The organism is Bradyrhizobium sp. A11, from assembly GCF_042077125.1.
Taxonomy (GTDB): domain Bacteria; phylum Pseudomonadota; class Alphaproteobacteria; order Rhizobiales; family Xanthobacteraceae; genus Bradyrhizobium; species Bradyrhizobium japonicum_B.
Genome location: NZ_CP149509.1, coordinates 5,911,339 through 5,930,479 on the forward strand (window position 1 = coordinate 5,911,339; position 19,141 = coordinate 5,930,479).

The following is a 19,141-nucleotide window of genomic DNA, read 5'->3' on the forward strand; positions in this document are numbered from 1 at the left end:
TGACGGAGAGAGATCAGTTCGATTTCTCTCCGTTGTCGTCCTTGGTCAAAAATCCCTTGGCCTGCATGGCGAGATGCACCCGGTTGGCGAAGGTCGCGTCCGTGCCCTTGGCAACCAGGCCTGCGTGCTCGGCCACCGCCTCGCACAGCGTCGCCACCCAGTCGTTGTCGGCCTTGGCGAAGTCCGACAGCACGTGGCCGTGCACCAGTTCCTTGACGCCGGGATGACCGATGCCGAGGCGCACGCGGCGATAGTCGTTGCCGATATGCGCCGAGATCGACCGCAGGCCGTTGTGGCCGGCGATACCGCCGCCGATCTTCACCCGCACCTTGCCCGGCGGCAGCTCGAGCTCGTCATGGAACACCGTGACGTCGCCGGGCGCGATCTTGAAGAAGCTCGCCGCCTCCTGAACGCTACGGCCGGACTCGTTCATGTAGGTCGTCGGCTTGAGCAGGATCACGCGCTCAAGTCCGAGCGTGCCTTCCGAGGTCTCGCCCTGAAAACGACGACGCCATGGCGCAAAGCCATGGCGTCGCGCGATCTCGTCGACGGCCATGAAGCCGATATTGTGCCGGTTACGTGCGTATTTCGCGCCGGGATTGCCGAGCCCAACAAAGAGTCGCATGACGCGGCGCGCCCCTCAGCCAGCGCGCGATCAGGAACCGCGCGCCAGCTCATCTGAGAGATTACTTCTTCTTGTCGCCGCCGGCGGGAGCCTTGGCAGCGGCGGCAGGTGCAGCAGCGCCCGCAGCCGGAGCCGCGGCGCCAGCGGCCGGAGCCGCCGCAGCAGCGCCCGGAGCCGCAGCCGCAGCCGCGGCCTTCTGCTCTTCGGCGTAGCCGGACGGCGGCACGATGGTGACGAGGGTCGCGTCCTCACGGGTCAGCGCCTTCACGCCGGCCGGCAGCTTGACGTCGGACAGATGCAGCGAGTGACCGATTTCGAGCGCGCCGACGTCGGCCTCGATGTACTGCGGAATGCTCTCGACGCCGCATTCGAGCTCGATCGCGTGGGCGACGATGTTGACGGTGCCGCCGCGCTTCACGCCCGGGGAGCTTTCCGCCTTCACGACGTGCAAGGGCACGCTGATGCGGATGGTGGCGCCTTCGCCGAGCCGCATGAAGTCGACATGGATCGGGAAGTCCTTGACCGGGTCGAGGTGATAGTCGCGCGGAATCACGCGGTGCTTCTTGCCCTCGAGATCGATGTCCACCAGCGTGGTCAGGAACCGGCCGGCGAGGATGCGCTGGCGCAGTTCGCGATCTTCGATCGAGATCGTCACCGGGGGCTGGTTGTTGCCATAGATCACTCCGGGCACGCGCCCGGCGCGACGCTCAGCCCGGGCGGCCCCCTTGCCGCTCTTCGGACGTGCGGTCGCCTTCAATTCCTTGACGGTCGTCGCCATGTCGTTAAGTCCTTGTTTTTGCAAAAGTTAATGGGCCGCAGCGCGGCCCATGGCATAGCTCGCAGCAAGCCTCCAGGGGTGCGGGGGCCACGAACGTGGCGGGCTTTTACCCGGAAGATGCGGAAATGACAAGGAGAATGGGCTGCCGGGAGCGGGTTCTTACCCTCCCCTGGAGGGGGGAGGGTCGGCTCACATTGAGCGTAGCGAAATGTGAGACGGGGTGGGGTGATCTCTCCCCACGGGCACTGTTCAACGCGGAGGGACCGTCACCCCACCCCGCTCGCGCTACGCGCGATCGACCCTCCCCCTCCAGGGGAGGGTAAGGGTACCCTACCCGCCGAGCTTGGCTTCCAGCGCCGCGATGCGCGCCTTCAGCGCCTCGTTCTCCTCGCGCGCCAGGCGCGCCATGTCCTTGACCGCCTCGAACTCCTCGCGCTTGACCAGATCCATATCGCGCAGGAATTTCTCCGCCTGGGTCCGCATCACCGTGTCGAACTCGCGCTTGACGCCCTGAGCGGCCCCGGCGGCGTCGTTCATCAGGCGGCCGATCTCGTCGAAAAACCGGTTGTTGGTCTGGGTCATGGCGGGCCTCCGATAAACTTTGCGCGAACTCTCCGAAACACAATGGCAATCCGAACGGAGCGGTTCAAGAGCCGCGGGGTGGTAACCTTGTCATGCCCCGGTGTCCTTGCAATCGTACTCGACGTCCCTGCATAAGAAGAATCACAGGGCGCCTGAAGGCGCCGACCGCCGCGATTTCGCTTGGACATTGAAGGCTCGATGCAGCTTCTTCTGATCGACTTCCCCGCCTTCAAGCCGATCGCGCTCGAGATCGGCCCGTTCGCGATCCGCTGGTATGCGCTGGCCTATATCTGCGGCATCGTGTTCGGCTGGCTCTATGCGCGCTCGCTGCTGAAGAACAAGCGGCTGTGGGGCGGACCCGCGCCGATCTCGCTGCTCCAGATCGACGACTTCATCCTCTGGGTGACGCTCGGCATCATCCTCGGCGGCCGCACCGGCTACGTGCTGTTCTACAACCTGCCCTTCTTCATCGATCATCCCGCCGCGATCTTCAGGCTATGGGAGGGCGGCATGTCCTTTCATGGCGGCTTCCTCGGCTGCGTCGTCGCGGTGATGTGGTTTGCCCATCGCAACAAGATCCCGATCCTGTCGCTCGGCGACATCACCACCGCAGTCGCGCCGGTCGGGCTGCTGCTCGGGCGGATCGCCAATTTCATCAATGGCGAATTGTGGGGCCGCGCCACCGATGCGAGCCTGCCCTGGGCCATGATCTTCCCCAACGATCCGACGCAGCTGCCGCGCCATCCGAGCCAGCTCTACCAGGCCGGCATGGAAGGCATCCTGCTGTTCACCGTGCTCGCGGTCATGATCCGCTTCGGTGCCCTGAAGCGGCCCGGCATGATCCTCGGCGCCTTCATCCTGGTCTACGGCCTGGCCCGCATCGCCGGCGAGCATTTCCGCGAACCGGACGCACAGCTTGGTTTCCTCTGGGGCGGGTTAACCATGGGCATGCTGCTCTCGATCCCGATGCTTATCGTCGGCCTCATACTTATTGTATTGGCAGTCAGGCGCGGTGCGCCGCAGCCCGCCCAGGCCATTCGTTAGTTCATTTCGAGAAAGTACGCCGTGACCGACCAGCCGCTACTCGACGAGATCAAGGCGCTGATCAAGGCGTCGGGCCCGATGCCGGTCTGGCGCTACATGGAACTGTGCCTGATGCATCCGCGCCATGGCTATTACGTCTCGCGCGATCCGCTCGGCCGTGAGGGCGACTTCACCACCGCGCCCGAGGTCAGCCAGATGTTCGGCGAGCTGCTGGGCCTGTGGACCGCCTCGGTGTGGAAGCAGATGGGCTCGCCGCAATTCCTGCGGCTGATCGAGCTCGGCCCCGGCCGCGGCACCATGATGGCGGATGCGCTGCGCGCGCTTCGCGTGCTGCCGCCGCTGTACCAGGCCCTCCATATCCACATGGTCGAGGTCAATCCGGTCCTGCGCGAGCGGCAGGGTGCGACGCTGTCCGCCGTGCGCAACATCTCCTGGCACGACAGCATCGACGACGTGCCGGATGGGCCGAGCATTATCCTCGCCAACGAATATTTCGACGTGCTGCCGATCCACCAGATGGTGCGCCTCGAGAACGGCTGGCACGAGCGCGTGATCGAGATCGACGGCAACGGCAGGCTTCAGTTCGGCGCGGCGCCGGAGCCGACCCCGCGCTTCGACGTGCTGCTACCGCCCCTGGTGCGCGCCGCACCTATCGGCGCCGTGTTCGAATGGCGGCCCGACGGCGAGATCATGAAGCTCGCCACCCGCGTGCGCGACCAGGACGGCGCCGCCCTGATCATCGATTACGGCCATCTGCGCAGCGACGCCGGCGACACCTTCCAGGCGATTGCCCGCCACACCTTCGTCGATCCCCTGAAGGCGCCTGGCCAGGCCGACGTCACCGCCCATGTCGACTTCCAGGCGCTGGCGCGCGCGGCCGAGGACGTCGGCGCGCGCGTGCACGGGCCGGTGACGCAAGGCGACTTCCTCAAGCGCATCGGCATCGATACGAGGGCTGCCGCTTTGATGCAGAAGGCCACGCCGGAAGTCGCCACCGACATTTCGATCGCGCTCAAGCGCCTGACCGACACCGGGCGCAGCGGCATGGGCTCGATGTTCAAGGTGCTCGGCATCTCCGAGCCGCGGCTGACGGGCATTGCCGGCCTCAGCGATTTCGAACAGGCCGGAGGCAATTGATGACGCTCACCTCCTCGCTGCTGGCAGCGGTGCCCGGCCTGCGCCATGCCTTCTTCACGCGCGAAGGCGGCGTCTCCGGCGGCATCTATGCCGCGCTGAACGGCGGGCTCGGCTCCAACGACGATCAGGGCCTCGTTGCGGAGAACCGCCGCCGCATGGCCGAACATGTCGGTGTCGGCGCGGACCGCTTCCTCAGCCTGCACCAGATCCACTCGCCCGACGTGCTGGTTGCCGAGACACCATGGCCGAGCGGGCCGCGGCCGAAGGGTGATGCGCTGGTGACGAAAACGCCCGGCATCGCGCTCGGCGTCTCCACCGCCGATTGCGGACCGGTGCTGTTCGTCGATCCCCATGCACGCGTGATCGGCGGCGCACATGCCGGCTGGAAAGGCGCGCTCACCGGCGTGCTGGAGGCGACGATCTCGGCGATGGAGGATCTCGGCGCCACCCGCGGCGGCATCATCGCCGCGATCGGGCCGCTGATCCGGCAGGACAGCTACGAGGTCGGCAACGAGTTCGTGGCGCGCTTCGTCGAGGCGGATGCGGACAACGCCATGTTCTTCATCCCCTCGGTGCGCGAGGGACACGCGATGTTCGATCTCGCCGGCTTCATCCGCCAGCGGCTCGAGGCCGCCGGCATCCTGATGATCGACGATCTCGGCCTCGACACCTATGCCGACGAGCGCTTCTTCAGCTATCGCCGCTCGGTGCATCGCAAGGAGCCGGATTACGGCCGCCACGTCCATGCGATCGCGCTCGAAGCGTGAACACAAGGGCAACGCACCGTGGCATTCCGGGGCTCGCGAAGCGAGAACCCGGAATCCATCGGGCGGCAATTCACGCGGAGAAATGGATTCCTGGCTCGCGCCAAGCGGCGCCCCCCGGATACACTGTGTGTCCGTGTCGCCGCCGCCCTAGACCTTAATCGATTTTAACGATATCGCTGCCCTCCATAATGAGGGACGCGTCATTCATCCTGGGCCGTGCGGGTTCGCGCGTGCTGGCAGCCATGCTGCTGGCGGCTGCGACCGCGCTTGGCGGCTGTGCCGGCGGTGGCGGCGCCGCCAATTCCTATGCGATGGCGCCGAGCACCGGCTCGGGCGCGACGGTGGCGTTCGAATCGATCGACGGGCCGCCGCCGCAGGTGTTCGACCGCATGGTCGGCGTGCTCGACAGCGAATCCAAGCTGCGCAGCCTGTCCGTGGTCTCCCGCGAGGGCTCGGCCGCCTACCGCGTGCGCAGCTACCTCTCCGCCCAGATCGTCCGCGGCAAGACCGTGATCGCCTGGGTCTGGGACGTCTACGACGCCAATCAGCAGCGCGCGCTGCGCCTGTCCGGCGAGGAACCGACCTCGGTCAAGGCCGGCCGCGACGCGTGGGCGGCCGCCGACGATCTGGTGCTGCGGAAGATCGCCCAGGCCGGATTCAGCGGACTTTCCAACATGATCAACGGCACGCCGGACACGCCTAGCGCAGCGCCTGGCTTGCGGGGACCGGCGGTGGCGAGCGTGATTCCCGAGGCGCCGACGTCGGACATGCCGTCCTCCGCGCTCGGCTATGCCGAGCGATAACCCCCGCTAAACCACGGCCTCAAGTTGCGGCCAAACCGTTGGCCCGACTCAGGATTTTCGAAGGGAAAACGTAGCCTTCCGGGTTGCCATTGCAGCCTCCCGCCTGATATTTCCTCGCCCGTCGTAACCGTGCTTCCAGTGGGATCTGAGATGTTGAACGTCGTATCCAGCAAAGCGCGGGAGGAAGCGTCTATGTCGGCCAAAAACGGCTCCATCAAGCTCGTCGCCGGCAACTCCAATCCGGCCCTCGCGCAGGCGATCGCGCAAGGCCTCGACCTGCCGCTGACCAAGGCGGTGGTGCGGCGCTTCGCCGACATGGAGATCTTCGTCGAGATCCAGGAGAACGTCCGCGGCTCGGATGCCTTCGTCATCCAGTCGACCTCGTTTCCCGCGAACGACCATCTGATGGAGCTCCTGATCATCACCGACGCGCTGCGCCGCTCCTCGGCGCGCCGCATCACCGCGGTGCTGCCCTATTTCGGCTACGCCCGGCAGGACCGCAAATCGGGCTCGCGCACGCCGATCTCGGCCAAGCTCGTCGCCAATCTGATCACGCAGGCCGGCGTCGACCGCGTCATGACGCTCGACCTGCATGCCGGCCAGATCCAGGGCTTCTTCGACATTCCGACCGACAATCTCTATGCGGCGCCGCTGATGGTGCGCGACATCAAGGACAAGTTCGACCTCTCCAAGGTGATGGTGATCTCGCCCGACGTCGGCGGCGTGGCCCGCGCGCGCGGCCTCGCCAAGCGCATCAACACCCCGCTCGCGATCGTCGACAAGCGCCGTGAGCGCCCGGGCGAATCCGAGGTCATGAACGTGATCGGCGATGTCGCCGGCTACACCTGTATCCTCGTCGACGACATCGTCGATTCCGGCGGCACGCTGGTGAATGCGGCCGACGCACTGCTCGCCAAGGGCGCCAAGGACGTCTACGCCTACATCACCCACGGCGTGCTCTCCGGCGGCGCGGCGGCCCGCATCTCCGGCTCCAAGCTGAAGGAGCTGGTGATCACCGACTCAATCCTGCCGACGGAGGCGGTGACCAAGGCGCCGAACATCCGCACGCTGCCGATCGGCAGCCTGATCTCGGATGCGATCGCGCGCACGGCGGCGGAAGAGTCGGTGTCGAGCCTGTTCGACTGATTTTTTCGATCCGAGAGGTCTCGTAGGGTGGGCAAAGGCGCAAAGCGCCGTGCCCACCTTTTTTCATTTGCGAGAGAAGGTGGGCACGCTTGCGCTTTGCCCACCCTACGGCAGCCTGCCTACCCCACGATCCCCGCGGCGACCTGACCGCGCAGGCGCTCCAGGCCGAGCAAGGTCTCGGCACAGGCTGCCGCGACTTCCACGCCCTTGATGGCAAAGTGCTTGCGGAAAAAGTCGTAGTGCACCTCGGTCTCGTGGAATTGCTGTGGCGTCAGCACCGCTGAGAACACCGGCACCTCGGTGCGCAGCTGCACGTCCATCAAGGCCTTGATCACGGTGTCGGCGACGAATTCGTGGCGATAGATGCCGCCGTCGACGACGAGGCCGGCCGCGACGATCGCGGTGTAGCGACGCGTCTTGGCGAGGACCTGCGCGTGCAGCGGGATCTCGAACGAGCCCGGCACCTCGAACACGTCAACATGGGTGAGGTGCCTTGCCTCCGCCTCCTTCAGGAAGGCGATGCGGGCCTCCTCGACCACGTCGCGATGCCAGCAGGCCTGTACGAAAGCCACCCGCTGCGGCTTGGCGAAGCGCGGATGCCCGGTCGCGGGTCCTTGCGGAACCGGCGGCGGTTGGACTTCTGAGTTTTGGACTTGGGGGTCTTGCAACATCTGATTCATGGCTTTCCTCGGTTTAAGGACCAGAATCAGGGCACACGGAACGACAAGCAGCCGCACCTTGCGATGCGTCTGCCACCGACCGTTCTCTTTCATCCGGACTTTGACCGTCGGCTTCGGAGTTGCACCGAATCTGCTGACCCTTCCCTTCGGGTTACCCCTTGGGGAAGGCGCTCGCGGGCTTGGGCCTTTCGGCCCTTACCGCCGGTGGGGACTTTCACCCCGCCCTGAGAACATCGGCCGCTCGGGATGAACGGCCTAGGCGGAAATATGCCGCCGGCGTGCCGGCGCGGCAAGCGCGTTCCGCATGGGCAAATCGCATGGTCCCATGCCGGCGTAGAGGTCCTGTTGGCGGTCCGGCCCTCGCGGGACGGAATTAACGATTGGCGCCCCCGAATCCGATTCCGGTTTGTTCTCCTCGATCGGGATCCGAGGCTTTCGACGTTAAGAATTGTGGCGGAGATGAGCTGTGGACGAACGAGTCCTGGCTTGTGGACGGACTCCGGACCCCGTTGCGCAGATTCCGCAAATCACATCACTTGATCCGCGACAGGCCCGCGCTGATCCGAGGGGATCGCAACAGCGACCTGGGGATCGCAAGAGCGACCCTGAGGGATCGCAGCAGCGACGTTGAGGGAGAGCGTGCCGGGCCGACCGCGTGCGTATCAAGGACAACAAGAAGGCAAGAGGTCGAGACGGCATGTCCCTGCTCGAAGGCACTATCGATTCCAGAAGCCATCCGCTCGCGGTGGTCGAGGATATCGCTGCCAGCAACAACTGGCCGTTCGAACGCTCCGGCGAAGACGAACTCACGATTGTCTCGAAGGGACAATGGACCGACTACCAGCTCTCCTTCACCTGGATGGGCGAGATCGAGGCGCTGCATCTGGCCTGCGCCTTCGACATGAAGATTCCGCACGCGCGCCGCGGCGAGGTGCAGCGGCTCGTCGCCGCCGTCAACGAGCAGCTGTGGGTCGGTCATTTCGATCTGTGGACCAACACCGGCATGGTGATGCACCGCCAGGCCCTGGTGCTGCCGGGCGGCCTCACCGCCTCGACCGCGCAATGCGAGGCCATGCTTGCCGGCGCCATCCATGCCTGCGAGCGCTATTTCCCCGCGTTCCAGTTCGTGGTGTGGGCGGGCAAGACCACGACCGAGGCCATGGACGCCGCGATGTTCGACACGGTCGGAGAGGCGTAGGGCTCGCAATGCATGGGGAGCCGCAGCTCCCTCCCTACGTCATCCCGGACAAGCGCGCCCAAAGCGCGCGCCGATCCGGGATCCATACCGCGTGATGCCCCTCGTGGCACGCGGCTTGTTGCCAACACCTCGATCCACTAGAACCGCCTGTGGTCCCCGCTTTCGCGGGGACGACACTGAGTGTGTGGCAGCGGCGATGGCAAACAACCCCCTTCAAAACATCACCGGCACCATCCTGCTCGCCGGCGTCGGCAAGATGGGCGGCGCGATGCTGACCGGATGGCTCTCGGGCGGGCTCGACCCGCGCCGCGTCGCCGTGATCGATCCGCATCTCTCCCCCCAGATCACCGCGCTCGCCGCCAGGGGCGTCGCGCTCAATCCCGATGCGACGACGGCAGGCCCCGTCGAGACGCTGGTCGTCGCGGTCAAGCCGCAGATGTTCCGCGAGGCCGGCGCCAGGTTGAAAGCGTTCGTCTCGGACAAGACCTCGGTGGTCTCGATCATGGCGGGAACCACGATCGCCTCGCTCCAGGAGGTCTGCGGCGGCGCCGTGGTGCGCGCGATGCCGAACACGCCGGCCGCGATCGGCCGCGGCATCACCGTCGCCGTCGCGGCCAACGACGTCAGCACCGCGCAGCGCGCACTGGCCGACGCGCTGCTGCGCGCCACCGGCGCGGTCGAATGGGTCGAGGACGAAGGCCTGATGGACGCGGTGACCGCCGTCTCCGGCTCCGGGCCGGCCTATGTGTTCCTGCTCGCCGAGGAGCTGGCACGCGCCGGCGTCGAAGCGGGTCTGCCCGAGGCGCTCGCGACGAAGCTCGCGCGCCAAACCGTCTCCGGCTCCGGCGAGCTGCTGCACCAGTCCGAGCTGCCCGCCGGCACGCTACGCCAGAACGTCACCTCGCCCGGCGGCACCACCGCCGCAGCGCTCAATGTGCTGATGGGAGAGCCGGGCCTGCGCGAGTTGATGATCCGCGCGATTGCGGCTGCGACAAAGCGGTCGAAGGAATTGGCAAAGTAGGCAGAGAGCGGTTCGGACCCGGCCCCCGGGCAGTCCGAATGCGAGGCGATCCTGGCTGCTGCCGACAGGGAGAGCGATCGTGAACCTCTACGCGAAACTTCTCGAACGACAAGCCGGCGGTCGCCCCATCAGGATCGGACTGATCGGAGCGGGCAAATTCGGTGCAATGTACCTTCATCAGGTGCTGCGCACACCCGGCGTCCATCTCGTCGGAATTGCCGACCTTGCGCCGTCTCGCGCCCGCGAAAACCTGAATCGCGTCGGCTGGCGTTCCGAGCAATTCGCCGCGACCTCGCTCAACGACGCCCTCAAGAATGGCACGACGTTCCTGACCGACGACTGGGCAGCGCTGGTGAAGTGCGGCGGCATCGAGGTGATCGCCGAGTGCACCGGCAATCCGGTCGCGGCGGTCGAACACTGTCTTGGCGCCTTTGCCAACGGCAAGCCCGTCATCAACGTGACCGTCGAGGCCGACGCCTTCTGCGGACCGATCCTCGCGCAAAGAGCAAGGCAAGCCGGCGTGATTTACAGCCTCGCCTATGGCGATCAGCCGGCCCTCGCCTGCGACCTCGTCGATTGGGCAAGGGCCTGCGGTTTCCCGGTCGTCGCGGCCGGCCGCGGCCACAAATGGCTGCCGCACTATCGGGAGTCGACGCCTGAGACGGTCTGGGACCATTGGGGCCTCTCAGCCGAGCAAGCCGCGCGCGGCGGCATGAACCCAAAGATGTTCAACGCATTCCTCGACGGCTCCAAGCCAGCGATCGAATCCGCCGCGATCGCAAATGCAACTGGCTTGACAGCGCCCTCGCAAGGCCTCGCATTCCCGCCGGGATCGGTCGACGACATCCCGACGCTGATGCGCCCCCGCTCCGAAGGCGGCGTCTTGGAATCCAAGGGCCAAGTCGAAGTTGTATCCTGTCTGGCGGCGGACGGCAAACCGATCCCCAACGACATCCGCAAGGGCGTCTGGGTCTGCTTCGAAGGCGACAGCGAGTACATCCGCAACTGCTTCCAGGAGTACAGCGTCGTCACCGATCCGAGCGGCAGCTATATGAGCTCCTACAAGAAGTGGCATCTCATCGGCCTGGAGCTTGGAATTTCGGTCGCCTCGATCGGGCTGCGGAAGGAGGCGACGGGCGTCGCAACGACGTTCAACGCCGATGTTGCGGCGACCGCCAAGAAGGATCTGCGTGCGGGAGACATGCTGGATGGAGAAGGCGGCTACACGGTCTTCGGAAAGCTGACGCCGGCCAGCACGTCACTTGCAAAGGGGTATTTGCCGCTCGGGCTCGCCCACAATGTGCGATTGACCAGGGCTGTCGCAAAGGATTCCTGCGTCACCTGGGCCGATGTGGCGATCGACGAGACCCTGCCTGCCGTGCGCATCCGAAGGGAGCAAGAAGCGCTTTATTCGTCGCGGGGAGCGCCCTAGAAGTGCCGTAGGGCAGGCAGTCCACGATCTGTATCCATCACGGAGCACTGGTGGGCACGCGCTTTGCGCCTTTGCATACCTTACGGCACCGTACCTCGCTACGCCCCAAGCCGTTTGTTGAACATCTCGACATTGACGAGACCGCGCGCGTGGCGGCCCTCGCCGAGCTTGCGCGTGCCCTCGAACGCCTCGACCTCGAAACGGATGACGCGCCGCTCGACCGCAACGACCTTCGCGGTGGTGCGCACCGTCGCGCCGACGAGGGCGGCCGCGAGATGGCGGATGTCGACCTCGGTGCCGACAGTGACCCAGCCCGGCTGCAGCGCTGAGCGGATCGCATCGCCCGAGGTCATCTCCATCTCCAGGATCATCATCGGAGTTGCGTAGACGAAGGGCATGCCGGGCACGAAATGCCCGACCGTGCGCTCGGCCGGCACCACCAGCGTGCGCTCGGCGCTCATGCCGATCGTGATGAAATCGCGTGCGTCCATGGGTCTTGCTCGATGTCGTCCCGGACAAGCGCGCCTTAAGCGCGCGCCGATCCGGAACCCATAACCACCGGATCGAGTTTGGCGAAGACCCGGGGTTCCCAACCTGCCCATAACCACTCCCTGTGGTTATGGACCCCGGATCGGCGCTGACGCTTGTCCGGGACGACAGTGGTGATTGACGCTTGAGAAGTGGCTACTTCTTCGCTGCCGCCGCGCGTTCCACGAAGGTCTTGCCGCCCTTCATCTTGTGGCGGAGCGGGGCTTCGTTGATCTGGATGACGACGGCATCGGCATCGACGCCGAGATTCTTCACCAGCGCCTGTGTGATGTCGCGCATCATGCCGGCCTTCTGCTCGTCGGTGCGGCCTTCGGCCATGCTGATGGTGATCTCAGGCATCGTTGTCTCCCTGCTGCTTTCGTCATGGCCGGGCGTGTCCCGGCCATTCACGTTCTTCCCATCAAACAAGACGTGGATGCCCGGGACAAGCCCGGGCGTGGCGGCCAGCCGGAATGGCTATCCCCACTTTACGTCATGGCGGGCCAGGACCTCGCGCACTTTCGCGACGAGATCGGCTTCGCTGCACGAGAACTGCGCCGGGCGGCTCTCGCGCCATTCCTGGTTGGACGCGATCGCGGCGGCCGCCTTGGCGCCTTCGATCAGGTCCTTGATCTGCAGCTCGCCGCGCGCCTTCTCGTCGGAGCCCTGGATGATCACGCAGGGTGAGTTGCGGCGATCGGCATATTTGAGCTGGTTGCCCATGTTCTTGGGGTTGCCGAGATACAGCTCCGCCCGGATGCCGGCATTGCGCAATGATGCCACCATCTTCTGATAGTCGGCGACGCGGTCGCGGTCGAACACGGTGACGACGACGGGACCGAAGTCCGGCTTGGTATCGAGCTTGCCGAGCAGCGTCAGCGCGGCCTGCAAGCGCGACACGCCGATCGAGAAGCCGGTCGCCGGCACCGGCTCGCCGCGGAAGCGCGAGACGAGGCCGTCATAGCGCCCGCCGCCGCCGACCGAGCCGAAGCGCACCGGGCGGCCCTTCTCGTCCTTGGTCTCGAGCAGGAGCTCAACCTCGTAGACCGGGCCGGTGTAATATTCGAGGCCGCGCACGACGGAGGGATCGATCTTGATGCGGTCTGCGCCGTAACCAGATGCAGTGACCAGCTTGGCAATCTCTTCCAGCTCGCTCACGCCGGCTTGACCGACCGGGCTCTTGGCGAGGTAGGTGTCTGCGGCGGCAACGGCCTCTTTCCAGTCGTCGCGCGGCTTTGTGATGGCGAGAACGACGTCGGCTTCGGCTTCGCTCAGATTGGCGCCCTTGGTGAAGTCGCCCTTGCCTTCTTCGCCGCCGTCCCAGCGTCCGGGACCGAGCAGCTTGCGCACCTCGTCGGCGGAAAACTTGTCGAGCTTGTCGATCGCGCGCAGCACCGTCAGCCGGCGCGCCGCGTTCTCCTCACCCGCGAGCCCAATGGCTTCCAGCACGCCGTCGAGCACTTTCCGGTTGTTCACCTTGACCACGTACTGGCCGCGCGCGATGCCGAGCGCTTCCATAGTGTCCGCGGCCATCATACAAATCTCGGCGTCCGCCGCCGGGGTCGCCGAGCCGACCGTGTCGGCATCGAACTGCATGAACTGGCGGAAGCGGCCGGGGCCCGGCTTCTCGTTGCGGAAGACATAGCCGACGCGATAGCTGCGATAGGGAAGGACCAGCGCGTCGGTGCCGTAGCGCTCGCCGACATAGCGGGCCAGCGGCGCGGTCAGGTCATAGCGCAGGCTGATCCACTGCTCGTCGTCGTCCTGGAACGAGAACACGCCCTCGTTCGGACGGTCCAGGTCGGGCAGGAACTTGCCGAGCGCGTCGGTATATTCCATCGCCGGCGTCTCGACCGGCTCGAAGCCGTAGAGCTCGTAGACGGCGCGGATCTTCTCGACCATCTCGCGCGTCGCCCGGATCGCGGCGGGATCGCGATCCTCGAGCCCGCGCGGCAGACGCGCCTTCAGTTTCTGGGATTTTTTGGGTTTCTCGGCCATGCGCGGCGTTTACCAGCCGGGGCGCGAGGCGGCAACTGCCCTACGGCTGCTCCATCCGCGCCCGCAGCGCATCGGCGTCCGCCTTCGGCAGCGATTTCAGCGTCGGCTTGATGGTTTCGCCACCGACGATCTTGCCGTTGCGCATGAACATCCAGTCGGAGATGTCGGCCTCGGTGAACGAAACCTTGTCGCCGGCATGCTTGCCCGGCAGATCGCGGGGCTGGTTGGCAAACTGGCCGGTAAAGGTCCCGCCGGGCTGCTTCTTCACCTCGCCGATCCAGATGTGCTCGCCGCCCTTGCGGGTCGCAAAGCGCACCTTCAGGGCGTGCCCGGTTTCGGACGGCTTCTGTGCCTCGTAGGAGGCCCAGAAGGCCGGCAGCGTGCCGCGGGCCCGCGCCATCGCTGCATTCATCTCGGGATCGCCAGTGCGCACGTCGACGATCGGCGAGCGGTCTTGCGCGACAACCTCGTGCGTGGGGCCGATCGTCAGGATGCCGAACACCGAGATGCCGGTGATTGCGGCGAGAACGACCCATTTGATGGGCTGGGGGAGTCTGGTTGCCATGAGTGCGATGTCCAGGATGACTTGATGTTTCCTGGGCTTTGTCGCGGGATCGAGGCGGGGCGTTCATGGTGTCGGCCTTTCGCCTCTCCCCGCTTGCGGGGAGAGGGAGACACTCAAAACACCTTCCTGATCCAGTTGTGCGGATCGTTGGTGCGGCCGTACTGGATGTCGACGAGCTGCTTGCGCAGGCCCATGGCGACGGGGCCGGCGGCGCCGCCCGAGATCTCGAAATCGCCGCTGACCGAACGCACCTTGCCGATCGGCGAGATCACGGCGGCGGTGCCGCAGGCAAAGGCTTCCTTCAGCCGGCCGCTGGCGGCATCCTTGCGCCACTGCTCGAGCGAATACGGCTCCTCGCGCACGGTCTTGCCGGCATCGCGGGCGAGCGTGATGATGGAATCGCGGGTGATGCCGGGCAGGATGGTGCCGAGCGGCGGGGTCGAGAGCGAGCCGTCGTCGAACACGAAGAAGATGTTCATGCCGCCGAGCTCCTCGACGTAGCGGCGCTCGATCGCATCGAGGAAGACGACCTGATCGCAGCCGTGCTGCATCGCCTCCGCCTGCGCGCGCAGGCTGGCAGCATAATTGCCGCCGCATTTGACCGCGCCGGTGCCGCCGACCGCGGCGCGCGTGTAGTTCTCCGACACCCAGATCGAGACCGGCGCAGGGCCGCCCTTGAAATAGGAGCCGACCGGCGAGGCGATGACCGAGAAGATGTATTCGGACGACGGCTTGACGCCGAGGAAGGTCTCGCTCGCGATCATAAAGGGACGCAGATAGAGACTGCCCTCGCCGCCCGGCATCCAGGCGCGGTCGATGCGCACGACCTGCTCGACCGCCTCGATGAAGACGTCCTCGGGCAGCTGCGCCATCGCCATGCGGTCGGCGGAATCCCTGAAGCGGCGCGCATTGGCGTCGGGCCGGAACAGGTTCACGCCGCCATCGTCGCGCTTGTAAGCCTTCAGGCCTTCGAAGATCTCCTGCGCGTAGTGCAGCACGGCGCCGGCCGGATCGAGCTGGAAATTGGCGCGCGCTTCGATCTTCGCCTCGTACCAGCCGCCCTTGGCCTGGTTGTAGCGGACGATCGCCATGTGATCGGTGAAGACCCGCCCGAAGCCGGGGTCGACCAGCTTGGCGACGCGGTCCTTCTCGGGCGTCGGATGGGTTGCGGGCTGGATGTCGAATGTCATGCTCATGTCCTTGGCTCCCGCTGCCGGTAACGGCGCTGTTTCTCACGCCCGCCCGCCCCGTCGGGGCCGGCCGGCTTGATTGGTTTCTGGCCGGACCCCGTCGCCAGCCTTGTTACGGCCGGTTTCCCGTGGCCAGCATGTCGTTGAGGACATGCTTTTGCGGGAGGCGGAAGTCCAGTATGTTTTGCCGAAATGCCGCTCGACAATCGCACGGTAGATCTGATCCGGCCGTCGTCGCCTGTCCGGCTCTTTCCGCCGTCCCGCTTCGATGCCGCCCGCCGCGAAACGACCTAAAATTTCGTGCGGGCTGATCGTTTTGTAACATTGAACCCAAGATACGTCAATATGCCTGACATAAATTTCGCGAGTCCCGCTGAAGACGCCGCCGAGCCCCGGCCGGCGGCAGGCGATGGAGGCAATTTGCGCTGGGATATCATCGAGCTGCTGTTCTTCGCCTATCGCGATTTCGTCGGCGATCCTGACCAGGAGCTGGAGGCTTTCGGCTTCGGCCGGGCCCATCACCGGGTCATGCACTTCGTCTACCGCTATCCCGGCCTCAAGGTCGCCGACCTGCTCGACGTCCTGCGCATCACCAAGCAATCGCTCGGCCGCGTGCTCAAGCAGCTCCTGGACGAGGGCTACATCGTGCAGAAGACCGGTGACAACGACCGCCGCCAGCGCCTGCTCTATGCGACGCCGAAAGGCGAGGCGCTGGTGCAGAAGCTCGCCGGGCTGCAGACCACGCGGATCACCAAGGCGCTCGCCGAGATCGGTCCGCAGGACGCCGAGACGGTCAAGCGCTTCCTGCGCGCGATGATCGATCGGGACGATCCGGACAAGGTGCTCGAGACCATCTTCGCTTCCGTCAATCAAACCACCAAGGAGTGACCGTGTCGCTCGCTGCCACTCTCGCCCGCCCGCCGGCGCGCCCTGCCGACGACGCGCCGCATCTGCTGCTGGTCGACGACGACCGCCGCATCCGCGATCTGCTCTCGCGCTTCCTTGCCGGCGAGGGCTACCGCGTCACCACCGCCGCGAGCGCCGGCGATGCACGATCGAAATTGCTGGGTCTGCATTTCGACCTCTTGATCCTCGACGTGATGATGCCCGGCGAGACCGGCTTCGATCTCGCCCGCTTCATCCGCACATCCTCCTCGGTGCCGATCGTGATGCTCACGGCGCGGCACGAGGCGGAGGCCCGCATCGAGGGCCTGCAGATCGGCGCCGACGACTACGTGGCAAAGCCGTTCGAGCCGCGCGAGCTGGCGCTGCGCATCAACAACATCCTCAAGCGCGCCGCCCCGCCGCCGCAGGCCACGACGATCGAGAAGATCGCCTTCGGTCCCTACATCTACCACCTCGAGCGCGGCGAGCTGCGCCAGGGCGAGGAGGTCATCCACCTCACCGACCGCGAGCGCGAGATGCTGCGCATTCTCTCGGAGACGCCGGGCGAGACCGTGCCGCGCAGCGCGCTGACCGGCAATGGCAGCGTCAACGAGCGCGCCGTCGACGTGCAGATCAACCGCCTCCGTCGCAAGATCGAGACCGACCCCGCCAATCCGCTGTTCCTCCAGGCGGTGCGCGGCATCGGCTACCGGCTGGTGGCCTCGCCATAAATCAAGTGAAGCGCGCCAGATGAGCACGATCGATACCGGCCTGACGCTTCTGAAGAGCGCCGCCGGCCGCGTCTCCGCCGCCAATGGCTGGATGGGCAACGCGTTCAAGGGCTGGATGCCGACCGGCCTCTACGCCCGCGCGCTCCTCATCATGATCGTGCCGATGGTGGTGCTGCAATCGGTCGTCGCCTTCGTGTTCATGGAGCGGCACTGGAACACGGTGACGCGCCGTCTCTCGGCCGCGGTGGTGCAGGACATCGCCGCCCTGATCGACGTCTACAAGGGCTATCCGCAGGACCGGGATCGCGACCAGATCCGCCGCATCGCCCAGCAGCGGCTCGGCCTTGTGGTCGATTTCCTGCCCGCCGGCGACATGCCGCCGCCGGGGCCGAAGCCGTTCTTCTCGCTGCTCGACCAGACCCTGTCGGTGCAGCTCGGCCGCCAGATCGGACGCTCGTTCTGGATCGACACGGTCGGCCGCTCCAACCTCGTCGAGATCCGCATCCAGCTCGACGATGCCGTGATGCGCGTGTTCGCACAGCGCAGCGCCGCCTATGCCTCGAACTCGGAGATCTTCCTGTTCTGGATGGTCGGCACGTCCTCTATCCTGCTGATCGTCGCGGTGCTGTTCCTGCGCAACCAGATCAAGCCGATCCTGCGGCTTGCCGACGCCGCCGAAAGCTTCGGCAAGGGCCGCGAGGCGCCGAACTTCCGCCCGCGCGGCGCGCGCGAGGTGCGGCGCGCCTCCGTCGCCTTCCTCGAGATGAAATCGCGCATCGAGCGCACCATGGAGCAGCGCACCGCGATGCTCGCCGGCGTCAGCCACGATCTGCGCACCATCCTGACCCGCTTCAAGCTCGAGCTGGCGCTGATCGGCGACAGCCCCGAGCTCGAAGGCATGCGCAAGGACGTCGACGAGATGTCGATGATGCTGGAGGATTACCTCGCCTTCGCGCGCGGCGATTCCGGCGAGCAGTCGCAGCCGACCGACATGGCGCAGGCGCTGGAGGAGCTGCGCAGCGATGCCGAGCGCCATGGCCACACCGCGACCGTCGCCTTCCACGGCCTGCCGGTGGTGACGGTGAAGCCGGCCTCGTTCAAGCGCTGCCTCGCCAACCTCGTCACCAACGCGGCGCGCTACGGCAAGAACATCGCCATCACCGGCCAGCGCGATCACCGTTATTTGACCGTGACGGTCGACGACGACGGCCCGGGCATCCCTGCGCATTTGCGCGAAGAAGTGTTCAAGCCGTTCCTGCGGCTGGACAACGCCCGCAACCAGGACGAAGGCGGCACCGGCCTTGGCCTTGCCATCGCCCGCGACATCGCCCGCTCCCACGGCGGCGACATCACGCTCGGCGACAGCCCGATGGGCGGATTGCGGGCGAGCGTGCGGATCCCGGTGTAGGTCGCTTCACCTCTCCCCGTAAGAACGGGGCGAGGGAGCGCACCAACTTCCGAGCGACTACTCACCCTACTTCGGCAGCAGCGCCTTCAGCTTGTCCATGTCGCGCACGTTCATCTTGAAGCCGCCGGGCATCACGATGTCGCCGGGCTTCTGGTCCGGCTTGCACGCCCCCAGCCATTTTGCTTGCAGCGTCATGGTCGTCTCGCGCCCCGCAGCGCCGGCGGCGCCGCCTTTCGCGTGCGATGTCGTCTTCACCGTATAGGCCGAGTTGAAATCGCCCGTGATCTCGGCGTGCGGTCGTGTTGACGCCGGCGACACTGCACTCGGAATCGCTGACATAGCCGGTGGCGGTCTTCTTGATCTCCTGCTTGGCGCAGATCTGCTTGGCCATCGGGGAGACGTTGTTGCTCATCTCCTTGTCGACGGTCTCGTCGGTGCAATGCTGCATGGTCATCTCGGGCACGGGCGAGCCTGAGGTGGCCAGCTTCATTTCCCAGAGGCCGGCCTTGCGCACCGGTAGATCGTCGGCGCTGGCGCTGCCCGCCGTCACCGCGAGGCAAAGCACCGAGCCGAGCAAAGCGAGTTTGCGCGTCATGGGGTCTCCGAACTGAGAGATTACGACG

General features: G+C 66.0%; 20 protein-coding genes, 1 pseudogene and 1 riboswitch. Of the genes and pseudogenes, 11 read left to right on the forward strand and 10 right to left on the reverse strand.

What is annotated here, in order from left to right; translation table 11 throughout:
• Window positions 1-13: 13 nt before the first annotated feature.
• From pth to WI560_RS27815, 3 genes are all read right to left on the reverse strand, one after another.
• Window positions 14-625, reverse strand: a complete 612-nt coding sequence (pth, locus tag WI560_RS27805; RefSeq protein WP_375305747.1) for an aminoacyl-tRNA hydrolase — start codon at window positions 623-625, stop codon at window positions 14-16.
• 61 nt (window positions 626-686) lie between these two features.
• Complete coding sequence (locus WI560_RS27810; protein ID WP_257176514.1) at window positions 687-1,403, reverse strand: 50S ribosomal protein L25/general stress protein Ctc; 717 nt, start codon at window positions 1,401-1,403, stop codon at window positions 687-689.
• A gap of 330 nt (window positions 1,404-1,733) precedes the next feature.
• Entirely contained in the window at window positions 1,734-1,985 is a 252-nt protein-coding gene (locus WI560_RS27815) for an accessory factor UbiK family protein (RefSeq protein WP_007596812.1), read from the reverse strand.
• Between the two features lie 198 nt (window positions 1,986-2,183).
• Here WI560_RS27815 and lgt point away from each other — a divergent pair, with 198 nt between their 5' ends.
• The 5 genes from lgt (at window position 2,184) to WI560_RS27840 (ending at window position 6,882) form a co-directional block, all read left to right on the forward strand.
• Window positions 2,184-3,029 (forward strand): prolipoprotein diacylglyceryl transferase, encoded by an 846-nt coding sequence (gene lgt / locus WI560_RS27820; protein ID WP_375305748.1) that lies wholly within the window; start codon window positions 2,184-2,186, stop codon window positions 3,027-3,029.
• A 21-nt stretch (window positions 3,030-3,050) separates the two neighbouring features.
• A complete protein-coding gene (locus WI560_RS27825) occupies window positions 3,051-4,166 on the forward strand; it encodes a class I SAM-dependent methyltransferase (RefSeq protein WP_257176512.1) in 1,116 nt (371 codons plus the stop codon).
• Complete coding sequence (gene pgeF / locus WI560_RS27830; protein WP_375305749.1) at window positions 4,166-4,933, forward strand: peptidoglycan editing factor PgeF; 768 nt, start codon at window positions 4,166-4,168, stop codon at window positions 4,931-4,933. Before WI560_RS27825 ends, pgeF begins: the two co-directional genes overlap by 1 nt.
• 188 nt (window positions 4,934-5,121) lie before the next feature.
• Complete coding sequence (locus WI560_RS27835) at window positions 5,122-5,736, forward strand: hypothetical protein (RefSeq protein WP_375305750.1); 615 nt, start codon at window positions 5,122-5,124, stop codon at window positions 5,734-5,736.
• Between the two features lie 192 nt (window positions 5,737-5,928).
• Complete coding sequence (locus WI560_RS27840) at window positions 5,929-6,882, forward strand: ribose-phosphate pyrophosphokinase (protein ID WP_257176509.1); 954 nt, start codon at window positions 5,929-5,931, stop codon at window positions 6,880-6,882.
• A 119-nt stretch (window positions 6,883-7,001) separates the two neighbouring features.
• Here WI560_RS27840 and WI560_RS27845 read toward each other — a convergent pair whose 3' ends face one another.
• Window positions 7,002-7,562: a 6,7-dimethyl-8-ribityllumazine synthase gene (locus WI560_RS27845; RefSeq protein ID WP_375308928.1), complete on the reverse strand. Its 561-nt coding sequence runs from the start codon at window positions 7,560-7,562 to the stop codon at window positions 7,002-7,004.
• 77 nt (window positions 7,563-7,639) lie between these two features.
• Window positions 7,640-7,798: riboswitch (FMN riboswitch) on the reverse strand.
• Between the two features lie 461 nt (window positions 7,799-8,259).
• On the opposite strand from WI560_RS27845, the gene WI560_RS27850 reads away from it, so the two are divergent.
• The 3 genes from WI560_RS27850 to WI560_RS27860 all read left to right on the forward strand — a co-directional run bounded on the left by WI560_RS27850 (window position 8,260) and on the right by WI560_RS27860 (window position 11,213).
• Window positions 8,260-8,760 carry a YbjN domain-containing protein gene (locus tag WI560_RS27850; RefSeq protein WP_257176507.1) on the forward strand — a complete coding sequence of 167 codons (501 nt, stop codon included), beginning with the start codon at window positions 8,260-8,262 and terminating at the stop codon, window positions 8,758-8,760.
• 196 nt (window positions 8,761-8,956) lie between these two features.
• The gene (proC, locus tag WI560_RS27855; protein ID WP_375305751.1) at window positions 8,957-9,781 is read left to right on the forward strand and encodes a pyrroline-5-carboxylate reductase; all 825 of its coding nucleotides are present in this window, start codon (window positions 8,957-8,959) and stop codon (window positions 9,779-9,781) included.
• A gap of 79 nt (window positions 9,782-9,860) precedes the next feature.
• A complete protein-coding gene (locus tag WI560_RS27860; RefSeq protein ID WP_375308929.1) occupies window positions 9,861-11,213 on the forward strand; it encodes an NAD(P)H-dependent oxidoreductase in 1,353 nt (450 codons plus the stop codon).
• Between the two features lie 98 nt (window positions 11,214-11,311).
• Here the strand turns inward: WI560_RS27860 and WI560_RS27865 are convergent, their stop codons facing one another.
• The 5 genes from WI560_RS27865 to WI560_RS27885 all read right to left on the reverse strand — a co-directional run bounded on the left by WI560_RS27865 (window position 11,312) and on the right by WI560_RS27885 (window position 15,500).
• Complete coding sequence (locus WI560_RS27865) at window positions 11,312-11,704, reverse strand: thioesterase family protein (RefSeq protein WP_375305752.1); 393 nt, start codon at window positions 11,702-11,704, stop codon at window positions 11,312-11,314.
• 193 nt (window positions 11,705-11,897) lie between these two features.
• A complete protein-coding gene (locus tag WI560_RS27870; RefSeq protein ID WP_025033847.1) occupies window positions 11,898-12,101 on the reverse strand; it encodes a tautomerase family protein in 204 nt (67 codons plus the stop codon).
• A gap of 117 nt (window positions 12,102-12,218) precedes the next feature.
• Entirely contained in the window at window positions 12,219-13,739 is a 1,521-nt protein-coding gene (hisS, locus tag WI560_RS27875; protein WP_375305753.1) for a histidine--tRNA ligase, read from the reverse strand.
• Between the two features lie 40 nt (window positions 13,740-13,779).
• A complete protein-coding gene (locus WI560_RS27880) occupies window positions 13,780-14,304 on the reverse strand; it encodes a YegJ family protein (protein ID WP_375305754.1) in 525 nt (174 codons plus the stop codon).
• Between the two features lie 113 nt (window positions 14,305-14,417).
• Window positions 14,418-15,500, reverse strand: a complete 1,083-nt coding sequence (locus WI560_RS27885) for a branched-chain amino acid aminotransferase (protein WP_375305755.1) — start codon at window positions 15,498-15,500, stop codon at window positions 14,418-14,420.
• A 339-nt stretch (window positions 15,501-15,839) separates the two neighbouring features.
• On the opposite strand from WI560_RS27885, the gene WI560_RS27890 reads away from it, so the two are divergent.
• Genes WI560_RS27890 through WI560_RS27900 form a run of 3 tightly spaced genes read left to right on the forward strand, consistent with a single transcriptional unit; the run spans window position 15,840 to window position 18,518 of the window.
• Window positions 15,840-16,382 (forward strand): MarR family winged helix-turn-helix transcriptional regulator, encoded by a 543-nt coding sequence (locus tag WI560_RS27890; protein ID WP_028134385.1) that lies wholly within the window; start codon window positions 15,840-15,842, stop codon window positions 16,380-16,382.
• Window positions 16,379-17,110 carry a response regulator gene (locus WI560_RS27895; RefSeq protein WP_257176499.1) on the forward strand — a complete coding sequence of 244 codons (732 nt, stop codon included), beginning with the start codon at window positions 16,379-16,381 and terminating at the stop codon, window positions 17,108-17,110. The genes WI560_RS27890 and WI560_RS27895 overlap by 4 nt, the downstream gene beginning before the upstream one ends.
• 19 nt (window positions 17,111-17,129) lie before the next feature.
• Window positions 17,130-18,518, forward strand: a complete 1,389-nt coding sequence (locus WI560_RS27900; RefSeq protein ID WP_375305756.1) for an ATP-binding protein — start codon at window positions 17,130-17,132, stop codon at window positions 18,516-18,518.
• 66 nt (window positions 18,519-18,584) lie between these two features.
• Here the strand turns inward: WI560_RS27900 and WI560_RS27905 are convergent.
• Window positions 18,585-19,113: pseudogene (locus tag WI560_RS27905) on the reverse strand (DUF3617 domain-containing protein).
• Window positions 19,114-19,141 lie beyond the last annotated feature (28 nt).